Raw genomic sequence first — 515 nt, forward strand, 5'->3', positions numbered from 1 at the left:
AAACGGCATCAGTCAACGAGCCAGGAATTGAGTCAAAGTTAAGTACCGCTTTCGAAACGCCAGAACCGTTACTTGCCGACGTGCCAGAGCTCGAAGAGTTACAGCCCGCCAATCCAAAAGCACCAAACGCAGTCATTGCGCTGATACCAAGGCCACCTTTTAAGATGCTACGACGAGATAGACTCGCTTCTAGTACTTCTTCAAAAGGCTTGTTATCGCTTTGGTTATAACGCGTTGCGTCGAAGGTTTCCTTGCTCATTTTTACTTTCCCGATCTTATAGTTAGTGAATAAATTGTTGAACGGCAAGAAGTTTGGAGAAGAAAAATGACAGAAATGCTCAATCTATATGAAACTTGTATTTCAATGATGTGATCACTCAATAAACGAGACACGGCAACTCCGTATCCCTATCGACTCTTCATATATTCCTCCTCTCTCACTTCCCACAGCGAGCAATGCAACACTCCAGAGCTCAAAAATCGTGCACAACGCCAACCTATCCTTAGGTTTGATT

Annotated in this window: 1 pseudogene; it reads right to left on the minus strand. The window is 43.9% G+C overall.

Features of this window, described 5'->3' with window-relative positions:
- A pseudogene (locus R7040_RS30005) lies at window positions 1-259 on the minus strand (dTDP-glucose 4,6-dehydratase); the annotation flags it as partial.
- Window positions 260-515: the final 256 nt, after the last annotated feature.

Source organism: Vibrio sp. 1069, assembly GCF_033340555.1.